Source organism: Empedobacter sp. UBA5528 (genome assembly GCF_002426075.1).
Lineage (GTDB): Bacteria > Bacteroidota > Bacteroidia > Flavobacteriales > Weeksellaceae > Empedobacter > Empedobacter falsenii_B.
This window is the reverse complement of the sequence record NZ_DINY01000034.1, coordinates 1-8,995: the sequence shown is the minus strand read 5'-3', so window position 1 is coordinate 8,995 and position 8,995 is coordinate 1. Positions and strand designations below refer to the sequence as shown.

Below are 8,995 nucleotides of genomic sequence, written 5' to 3'. Positions count from 1 at the left end.
TCCTCTTCTAACCATACGCAAGGCACCTTATTATAAAAATCTCTTATTCTATCTTCAACATGGGTTTTATTCCAAACAGATGCTCTTTCTAACCCTATGATTTCTCTTTTTGTTGCTGGAACTATTTCTCCTGTATTTGCATCATAAATCCTAAATTTTTCTTTATTTATTGGATCTTGAATAAAGAACATTGGTAAAACCTCCAATTCTTTTCTTATGTTTATTTTCCCTACTTTAAGCCATTCTCCTCTTGTAACAACTTGATCATAAACAGAGATAATAAATAAAATTGGTTTTTCATTTAGTAATTCAAAATCTGATATTTGCTCTTTAGATATAAAATCGAAAAATACATAACTTGATTTTTCTAAAATTTGAGCATATATATAATATTTATTATCAATAGGTATTTCTAATATACTACCTTTTGTTATTCTTTGTTTTTTCATAAACCAAAAACTTTCGCTGCGTTTAAATATTTTGTTCTATTCTTATTATTTGGACTTATACCGTTAATAGCATTACCTGAAGTTCCCCCTTGAGATTTAGCTCCCCCATTAATTTTTATAAGATATTGTTCTCTACCTCTAATTGCATTCTTATTAGTAGAAGAGTTATCTAAAACAGCTGGACCAAAACCTTTATCATTCATATGATGGTTTTTATCTCTTTTTGCTACATTCTCAAGAGCTGTTCCTGTACCACTAGTTCTACCAGTGTATACTTCACCAGTCTTTATATTTGTTTTAGTATAAGTTTGATATGTCTTTACAACTTTTTGTTTAACATCATTAACAGTATTGGTTAAAACAGATTTACCTCCTTGTGCAGTCAATGTTCCTTCTACTCCCCCTATAGCCGTCAATGCTAATGTAGCAATATCTCCTACTGTATTAATTATTTTTTCTCCAGTAGACTCTTTAGGTACATCTTTGTACAAGACTAACGCTCCGTTTTCTACTTCATACTTTTTATTTATACTATTATTTGTAAAAACATTGATTCCTCTTACAACTAAATTTGAAAATGATGCTCGTACTGAATTTATACTTCCTGCAGTCATTTCAATAAGTTCTAATTCTGGATCCCTATTATTTCCTGCGTAGCTTTGAATATCTTGATTTGTAGTAGGAGCTCCTTCTAAACCTTCAATCTCAATTTTCCAGACAGGATTGTTATGAGCAAATTGGTAAGTACTAATATTGTAGTAGTCTTCTGAAATAGGGTCAACACCAAAGAAGCGTCCGATAGTTGGATCGTAGTTGCGATATCTGTAGTTATACCAATTTAAGCCAAGTTCATCTTGTAACTCTTGCCCATTGTATTTGTATTCCTACATCCCTATACACTTCAAATTTCCAACACTTCTTCAGTTTTTAATGAACGCTTCATTATCACTCAAATATAATAAATTTCAATTGAAAAAAAAGATTTTTTATAGGATAAGCCAAGCCATTTTTCGGTTTTTATTTTTCCCTTCTTTTTTGCTGTCCTGCTTTTTGATACAAACAGACATTCACTCCGCGCTCCCCGTTCATTTACGGCAGCAAAAAACAAGGTAAGCTATTTAACATAAAATTCCGTTCATTATAGGCGTTACAGCCCATAATTTATTTTATGTTTTCGCTCCGCAAATAGCCAAAATAACCCCGAAAAATGGCTTGTTTCGTTGTGTTTTTTTTCAATTGAAAGAAAAAGAACTATTGTAAAGGATGATGCTTGTCGATAGCATCTTGTAAGGCTTTGATTCCGGATTGTTTGTATTTCTCGGTTGTGTCCAGAAATTTATGCCCACAAAACAGCTGAACTGCCCGTAAATTATGCCCTTGACTGAGTAAATTAGTAATCACACTTTGTCTGATTTTAACTGAAGTTAATCGCTTATCAACTCCTTTTTGATAAGTCGATAACAGGTAATTGATGTCGTCTGCGGTGGTTGGACTTCCTAATTTATTGAGAATAAAATACGGTTGTTTTATTCGCTCTAATTCTGGTCGATCTTCCTGTAAATACTGATAAAATAAAAGGATTTGTTCTGCTTTTAAGGGCAAGGTTCTACTGTTGGTCATACCTGTTTCTCGGATGTAAATTTCTGCTTTTTCGAGGTCGATATCTTCGAGTAGAATTTGGGTAATTTCCTTGACCAAAACGGCTTGATGAACGAATAAACTCAGTATAATTTGATTGCGTTTGGCTAAAATAGGATAACGTTCTTTTCGTGGTTCAAGTAAGGTTTTCAGTTCTTTATCCGTCCATAAATCCTGTAATTGTACGGCTGTTGGTTTTGCATCCCGAAGCTTGATAAAGTGTGCAGGATTATCTTTTCTGACCTCTATTTCAATCAGATAATCATAGTATTTTTTGAGGGCATAGACCACACGTTTAATGGTTTTGGGTTGGTAACGATTTCGTAAAATCCCGATGTAGTGCATCAGCTGTGAATAGTGGCATTTTTCGTGATTTGGAAAGTGTTTTTTGAACCGATTGATCTCATATAAATAATTGCTAACAGTGCTTTTATGTAACTGTTTTTCAAGATAATTTTCTAAAGTCATACGGTTTTATTTTTGTGTAAATCTGTGTGGTACGCAGTAAATCATGTCCTAAAAAATCCCGAACCATTTCAACGGTCATTTCATTTTCAAGTAAATGTGTGGCAATGCTATGGCGCAGATTGTGCAAGCTAAAGCCTTGTTTATCTAATCCCGAACGTTTTAAAACACCACTAAAAACAGTGTAAATCTTGTTTCCGCTCATTGGTTTTCCGTTTGGATAAAGCAGTAAAATGGATTCATTTTCTCGTCTTTTTTTGGTTGTAATCAGGTACAACTTAAAATCCTCTACAAGCTTTGTTGTAAGCGGAATAACACGTCTTTTTTTTCCTTTTCCACTTCGAACATACAAACGTTTTTCAGTCAAATGAATATCTTCTACCGACAACTTTTCGACTTCTGTTCGCCTTAATCCACAGCCGTAACACAGGTTTAAAATCATCGTTTCGTCCAACGTTTCACAATTGCTGTAGAGTAGGGCAATTTGGTCGACACTTAAAACAGCTCGACTTTTATAGGCTGAACGTTTGATTTTTAACGTGTAAGGCGTTTTGATGAGTTGTTTTGTACGCAATAAATAGGCAAAGAACAAGCGAATCGCAAAGAGTTGAGAATGAATATAACTGTTACTTAATGGCTTTTTTCGACGGCTACTAATCACCGTTTTCAAATGAAAATAAAAAGCTTCAATATGATGACTTTCAATGGTTGTGATGAGTTGATGAGAATGCTCAAACAGGGCTTTGACGTGTTTAGGATAGTTGTCGACTATGTTTTTACAATAACCTAATTGCTGTAATTCTGTTCTAAATTCATCGAGTATATCTTGCATAACTATGACGGTTTTGTTCACATTGGTTTTTATTGTTTCTTATGGTGTTTACGAATCACTTCGTTAGATTTGAGGTTGGCTACTTTTGGAACATGGAACAATGGGATAGATTTAAGATGTTAGATTTTAGATTTCAGATAGTTAAGTCTAAATTAATTGTTCCAAGATTGTTCCCTATTGTTTCAGTGGGTATCATAACTGTTCTATTTGCTTCAAAATCTTTTCTTTAATGGTTTGCCTTAACTTTTGGTAATCATCCCAATAATCCACTCGATAAGCAATTTTACGCAAGTTTCCTGCATATTTACTGGTTAAGTATTCGAGTTCAATTAAGCTGTTCATGTAGCGTGAACACTGCGCTTTGCTCATGTTAAACGCCAAACGGATTTCTCGTTGAGTAAAGTCGATTTCAGATCCATTGCCATTTTCTTTGTGTGCTTTTTTAGCTAAATAGGCTTTGAGTTTCTCAAAAAACTGACGCAAACTCCCGTCTAATTCATCGACTTTCAACACAATACTTTCAAAGAGAACTTCCGTTGCTTGCTTTAAATCTTCCACCTGTGTGATTAATTTTCCATCATCTGTCAATTGTCTGTTTTGCTGATTAATCAAGGTAATTTGACGAACGATGCTTTGAAACATTTCGTTTAATCGTCTGATTTTATGCACTTCTTCGGGTAATTCTAATCGTGTTGCAAACGGATTAATCACGTGATACGGGACAAGATTTCGGATGATATGTTGAACATCATGTTTGGTTTTTTCTTCGGATTGATGACTGACTTCGCCTGCATATTTTTGATTTTGATAGGCGATAATTCGGCGAGATTGTTCCTTACTTTCATCCACCGCTAACAGAAAACTACGGCTCATATTATCTTCGTAAATCTCGCTTTTTGTGGTAGCAGACAGTGAACTAAACACGCCACGAACTTCCTTTTTAACCGCTTTGATGTTCCCTTTTTTATCCTTGATAGAAACTGAACTCGATAAACGTTGGTTGCTGATTAATTCACGCATGGCAAACATGGCTTCTTCTTTTAAACCGTCTAAATCCTCGATAATTAGAAGCTTTCCGACTAATTCATATTCGCCCCAATTGTACAAACTACTTTCGGTAATTCGGGTAAAACGAAGTACATCTTCTTGTGGCATTAAATCGGCTATTTTACTGATTAAATGCGTTTTTCCACTGCCCGAACTTCCTTGTACAATGGCGTGGAGTGGATGTTTGGTTTTGTATGAACTTGCAATGATAAACAGTAATAATCGGCTATCCTGTTCGCCTACAATTCCGCTTTTCTCGATTAAATCATTCAACTGAAAAAATAAATCGGTTGTCATTTTTGGCTGTTCCAGAGGTGTTGGTGGAGTTTCTTTTTCAATTGAAAAAGAAGGAGTAGAAGAAGAAAAATCAATTGATTTTCTTTTCTCTAAACAGCCTAAAACCGTCGCTTCATCGTAAGCGGTTAAGGTTTCGTTGACGTCTTTATCAAGCCATTCTACCGTAGAAAATGCTACTTTTGGATGAATGGTCTGAAGTAATTTTGCATACTTCAATGTCGCTGTTTGCCCCGCTTCATCTGTATCAAAACAGAATGTAATTTCCTCCAATTCTTGTAGTTCGCGAATAGAAGTTAGAAGCTCATTTGTTAGTCCGTTTGTTCCAAAACAAGCAAGTATTGAGTATTGAGTTTTAAGTTGTGAGAGTTGAAGTAATGAAGCTGCATCAATAATACTTTCAGTTAAAATTAGTTTTTTGGTTGTTGGACTTGGATAATTTGGATATAAACCTTGTCTATTTTTCAAATAATAATGACGAGCGCGGGTAGCACCCGCAGGCAATTTTTCTTCAGAATTCTTTATAATTGACCTAAAATAAAGTGATACGGTCTGCCCGTGGCAGTTTTTTAATGGAAAAACAAGGCATTTATTTCCGAATGGTTTATAGGATTGTCCGCCTGTTCTACTGTTGGTTCCGTAGGGAATTAAAAGTCCAACTTCTACGCATTGATTGATTAAATTTTCATCTTTTCTCGACCCGTGATGGAATTGTCCCGAGTTAAAACCGACTTCTAATTCATCCACATTTAACGCTCTGGAATGACAATAGTTTTGAGCGGGTTCACTGCATAATAATCCTTTACGGAAACTTAGAAACATCTTTTGTAGAAACGCTGAATGGTCTGCGATTTGAGGAATGCGGTTTGGTTCGTTTACCGCAAAACGCTCTTCGCCAGCCAAACTTTTACACTTGTTTAGTGCTTCGTGTTTGCTCAATTTCTCATAATCTTGCACAAACTGAATGACATCGCCTGTTTTGGAACACGCATGACAATTGTAAAAATTCTTCTCCAAATTAACCTGTAAACTTGCCGTCTTATCCGAATGAAAAGGACATTTCAGCATATTGTTCTTAGGTTCTAATCCGTAATGATGTAGGATTTGAGATAATGATAAGCGAGATTTTATTTCTTGGATTTCCATTTGAAAAAATAATTAAAAAATTTTTACTAATCGTTTTCGCTTACAAACTTAGCGTTTTTGATTTTTAAAACAAATTCTTTTTGCTTTTTATTTTTCAACTGAATTAGTTATTTCACTAACTAAATTGTAATTTTGTAGAGTATATAATACATACGCAGTATGTTTTAAAGTTTATTTGCTATGGAAAATTTTGGAAAAAACTTGAAAGAATTAAGAAGCGGAAAAGGTTTTTCGCAAGAAGTGTTTGCTTCTAAGATTGGAGTTCACGTGACAAATCTTTCTAAATACGAAAGAAATATTTCGATTCCATCTTTAGAAGTAGCGGAAAAAATGGCGAAAATTTTGTCAATTTCTTTAGACGAATTAGTTTACGGAAACAATAAAGCAGATGCTATTTTACAGGATAATCAGTTGTTGAATTTATTTGCAGAAACACAACAATTAAATGATAATCAAAAAAATACAATCAAAGATTTATTAGAAGCTTTTATTTTAAAAAATAATCTGCAAAAACAATTAGCAATTTAATTACTTAAAAAATTAAATCATGGCAACACAAGATATTTTTATTTTTGAACCCGACACATCTGAACAAGCAAAAGCTTTGAAAGCCTTTGCTAAAGCTCTAAAATTAAAGTTTGAGATAAAAGAAAGTCCTTATAACCAAGAGTTTGTAACTAAAATTGAAGAAAGCCAAAAACAAGCGAAAGAAGGTAAAGTTACACGTGTAAGAAAAGAGGATTTAAAAGATTTTTTAGGCTTATAAGATGGCTTTTGATTTAGATTTTACCGACAAAGCAAACGAAGATATCGGGCGTCACAAGAAAGCTGGTAACAAAGCTGTACTTAAAAAGATGCTTGTTCTTCTTGAGGAACTGACCGAACATCCTTTCTCTGGAACAGGAAAGCCAGAGCAACTGAAACACAATTTATCTGGTTTATGGTCGAGACGAATTAATCAAGAACACAGACTTGTCTATGAAGTGGAGCAAAATACTGTAACGATTCATTCTGCTTTTGGGCATTATTTATAAAATAACAAAAGGCAAACAAACGTTTGCCTTTTGCTTTATTGAGAATGTTGGGTTGTTTTCCGGCAACACATCTGATACACTACCATTATTTTGATTTTAGTAATTCAACACTATATACAAACGATACAAAGCTAATTGTTATATAAATTAACAAATATAGGTAACCTATAAAAGAGGATTGAAAATTATAAACTTCATACTGCTTTTTTCTTATATAGTTATTTATAATTAAGAATAATCCTAAACAAAATAAAATAACTGGAATAATATAATTTTTATTAGGATAATGATTCTTCATTAGAATATAATTTATTAATGTTAAAATATTCATCCAAAGCATTATTGTGAAAAATACTGATGTTGTAAATGTTGAAACATCTTGATTACCTACTTTTTTTTGGAATTCAATAAAGTGGAATATGATGTAGTTTAAAATTTTTTTCATTATTGAGTGGGTTTTTCAAATAGATCCTTACCTGATGAATATTCATATATTGCCTTACCTCCAAAATAAATCAAGGAGGCTCCTGCACCAAATGGTCCTAAAAAACCTACACCGCTCATTATCATATCTACAGTAAACTCCGTGCCAGAGATTTGACCTGAGCCATACTGATAAATTGATACAACAGCACCTACTCCAGCTAAAGCATTTCCTGATATTTTAAGAACTTTTGCAGCTGATGCAACTTTTGAAGTTTTGATTGCTGAATTTAAAAGTGATGTTCTATAACTAGGACGAGTATATTCATCTAAAATTGTAAAATTAACTGTAGATTTAGTTTTAAGAGCTTTATCTAAATAAGATGTAGTTTTGGCAATTCCTTGTTCTAAACCTAAAGAAGTCAAATCATAATATTTATTATTTAAAATACCATCAATAAACTCATATTGAGGTATATAACTATTCGTGTTAGATTCTTTTTTATTACTATTTGTCACAGTAGTTTCAGCTAGCTGTATTACTGCACTTACAGTATTTGTTTCAGTATCATAAACATATTCATTATTAGGATCATCAATAAAAGGTTTAAATTCTGGAGTTTTTGGACAAGTAGGGCAAGTTTCAATATTTTGTTCAAATAAGCCAGTTGGATCAGAAAAATAAATTGGATTGTTAAAAGAGAAACGATAAGGAGTCCAATCAGGCATTACTTCAGCAAGTCCATCCTGAGACATAAATCTACCTATTGAAGCATCATAATTTCTGAAGTCCATAGCAGTCCAATTAAGACCTAATTCTTCTTGTAACTCTTTGCCGTTGTATTTGTACTTATAGTTAGTATTTGCAAGATTAGTATTGTTGTATCCCTTATGCTTTAACCCAAACGGATAGTAATTGTTTTCTTCTAATACTTTTAGCGTACCATTTGCTTCTTTTTGGTAACTCAATCGTACATTTCCAAGATGATCAGTGTAATTGTAAACATAATTAAAAGTTGTACCTCCAGTTACATTCACATACCCCTCAGCTGTTGGAAAAAACTGTAAACTGTTATTTACGTACTGAAAACCTCCTAAATAATCGGTTGTGGTTACTGTAGCTCCATCTGTTACGACTTTTCTTAACTTAACTCCACTTGCATCGTACGTGTAATTAATCTTTTTAGATGCATTCCAAAGAACTTCTGTTGGTAAATTTAAGTAATTATAACTAATTTTTGTTATTCCTTTGTTTTTATCTACTGTTAAATTTCCGTTTACATCGTAAGCATAATCATTTCCTACTTTATTCCCATCATTAAAACCTTCTGTTAACGTCGTTGCATCGGTTACACTTAATAGCTTGTTCGAGTTTGTTTGGTACACATAACTCAAATTATCTATCACTGGAGCATTGATTATCTCATTGTTCCCATTTCGAATAATTCCTGTAATATTCCCATTTTTATCGTAACCTTTGATTGTTTCATTGTATGCATTAATAGCCTCATTAGTGTTTTTTAGATAAATGCTATTCATCAGGCGATTTAATCCATCATACTCAAAACTATAGCTTCTTGTATTAAAATCAATTGTTTTCCAGATGATTTCTGCAATGTTACCATTGTGTAGTTTTTTTACAGCAGTGTAATCTTCCCTAAAAAACG

The 8,995-nt window shown here is 33.2% G+C and carries 8 protein-coding genes and 2 pseudogenes; 3 read left to right on the top strand and 7 right to left on the bottom strand.

Annotation, left to right across the window (positions count from 1 at the left end; all coding sequences use genetic code 11):
- The 6 genes and pseudogenes from B4L98_RS07990 to B4L98_RS07965 all read right to left on the bottom strand — a co-directional run.
- Nucleotides 1-449: pseudogene (locus B4L98_RS07990) on the bottom strand (immunity 26/phosphotriesterase HocA family protein); the annotation flags it as partial.
- Nucleotides 446-1,063 carry a hypothetical protein gene (locus B4L98_RS07985; protein ID WP_286496290.1) on the bottom strand — a complete coding sequence of 206 codons (618 nt, stop codon included), beginning with the start codon at nt 1,061-1,063 and terminating at the stop codon, nt 446-448. The gene B4L98_RS07985 and the pseudogene B4L98_RS07990, both read right to left, overlap by 4 nt.
- Before the next feature lie 93 nt (nt 1,064-1,156).
- Nucleotides 1,157-1,318 (bottom strand): annotated as a pseudogene (locus tag B4L98_RS07980) (RHS repeat-associated core domain-containing protein); the annotation flags it as partial.
- 382 nt (nt 1,319-1,700) lie between these two features.
- Nucleotides 1,701-2,555, bottom strand: a complete 855-nt coding sequence (locus B4L98_RS07975; RefSeq protein ID WP_180905168.1) for a tyrosine-type recombinase/integrase — start codon at nt 2,553-2,555, stop codon at nt 1,701-1,703.
- A complete protein-coding gene (locus B4L98_RS07970) occupies nt 2,533-3,384 on the bottom strand; it encodes a tyrosine-type recombinase/integrase (RefSeq protein WP_180905169.1) in 852 nt (283 codons plus the stop codon). The genes B4L98_RS07975 and B4L98_RS07970 overlap by 23 nt, the downstream gene beginning before the upstream one ends.
- A 192-nt stretch (nt 3,385-3,576) precedes the next feature.
- A complete protein-coding gene (locus B4L98_RS07965; protein ID WP_286496289.1) occupies nt 3,577-5,871 on the bottom strand; it encodes a CHC2 zinc finger domain-containing protein in 2,295 nt (764 codons plus the stop codon).
- A 180-nt stretch (nt 5,872-6,051) separates the two neighbouring features.
- On the opposite strand from B4L98_RS07965, the gene B4L98_RS07960 reads away from it, so the two are divergent.
- The 3 genes from B4L98_RS07960 to B4L98_RS07950 are packed head-to-tail and all read left to right on the top strand — an operon-like array spanning nt 6,052 to nt 6,905.
- On the top strand, nt 6,052-6,399 hold the full coding sequence (locus B4L98_RS07960) for a helix-turn-helix domain-containing protein (protein WP_180905171.1): 348 nt from the start codon (nt 6,052-6,054) through the stop codon (nt 6,397-6,399).
- Between the two features lie 19 nt (nt 6,400-6,418).
- The gene (locus B4L98_RS07955) at nt 6,419-6,637 is read left to right on the top strand and encodes a DUF2683 family protein (RefSeq protein ID WP_180905172.1); all 219 of its coding nucleotides are present in this window, start codon (nt 6,419-6,421) and stop codon (nt 6,635-6,637) included.
- A 1-nt stretch (nt 6,638) separates the two neighbouring features.
- Nucleotides 6,639-6,905, top strand: a complete 267-nt coding sequence (locus B4L98_RS07950) for a Txe/YoeB family addiction module toxin (protein ID WP_180905173.1) — start codon at nt 6,639-6,641, stop codon at nt 6,903-6,905.
- Between the two features lie 444 nt (nt 6,906-7,349).
- On the opposite strand, the gene B4L98_RS07945 is transcribed toward B4L98_RS07950, so the two are convergent.
- Nucleotides 7,350-8,995: RHS repeat domain-containing protein (locus B4L98_RS07945; RefSeq protein ID WP_291077944.1), on the bottom strand; the 1,646-nt coding region annotated here is incomplete at its 5' end.

What these genes read in the sequence shown, in the direction of transcription:
- B4L98_RS07985 (WP_286496290.1), bottom strand. Translation starts at nt 1,063, where the DNA reads ATGACTGCAGGAAGTATAAATTCAGTACGAGCATCATTTTCAAATTTA.
- B4L98_RS07965 (WP_286496289.1), bottom strand. Translation starts at nt 5,871, where the DNA reads ATGGAAATCCAAGAAATAAAATCTCGCTTATCATTATCTCAAATCCTA.
- B4L98_RS07955 (WP_180905172.1), top strand. Translation starts at nt 6,419, where the DNA reads ATGGCAACACAAGATATTTTTATTTTTGAACCCGACACATCTGAACAA.
- B4L98_RS07960 (WP_180905171.1), top strand. Translation starts at nt 6,052, where the DNA reads ATGGAAAATTTTGGAAAAAACTTGAAAGAATTAAGAAGCGGAAAAGGT.
- B4L98_RS07950 (WP_180905173.1), top strand. Translation starts at nt 6,639, where the DNA reads ATGGCTTTTGATTTAGATTTTACCGACAAAGCAAACGAAGATATCGGG.
- B4L98_RS07975 (WP_180905168.1), bottom strand. Translation starts at nt 2,555, where the DNA reads ATGACTTTAGAAAATTATCTTGAAAAACAGTTACATAAAAGCACTGTT.
- B4L98_RS07970 (WP_180905169.1), bottom strand. Translation starts at nt 3,384, where the DNA reads ATGCAAGATATACTCGATGAATTTAGAACAGAATTACAGCAATTAGGT.